The 308-nt window shown below is 74.4% G+C and carries 1 protein-coding gene; it reads left to right on the top strand.

What is annotated here, in order from left to right; all coding sequences use genetic code 11:
- On the top strand, positions 1–250 hold a 250-nt coding region (locus F0U47_RS21690), incomplete at its 5' end, for a hypothetical protein (protein WP_223162852.1).
- Positions 251–308: the final 58 nt, after the last annotated feature.

Below are 308 nucleotides of genomic sequence, written 5' to 3'. Positions count from 1 at the left end.
CTTCCATCGCACGGACGAGGCCCCGCTCGCCGACCAGCTGACCGGATTCTCCCGGGGGCGCGGCGCCTACTACACCGCGCTCCGCGCGCGTGATCCGGCACGGATCCGGCCACTCACCGCAGCTCCCCTCCAGGTCGGCCGCAGGTCCCTGCGAGATCGCGCGAGGCGAGGATCGGGCCCTGGCGACACCCCACCGGAGGTCCCGCGGGTCCGCCGGGCAGCCGCCCACGCGGCCGGGCCCGTCATGTAGGACTGGGCACGATGCACGATCCAGCGAGGACGGCCCGGATGACCGTCCTCAACAGCGG

The organism is Nocardioides antri (genome assembly GCF_008373765.1).
GTDB lineage: Bacteria > Actinomycetota > Actinomycetes > Propionibacteriales > Nocardioidaceae > Nocardioides > Nocardioides antri.
This window is presented reverse-complemented; position numbering and strand designations above follow the sequence as displayed.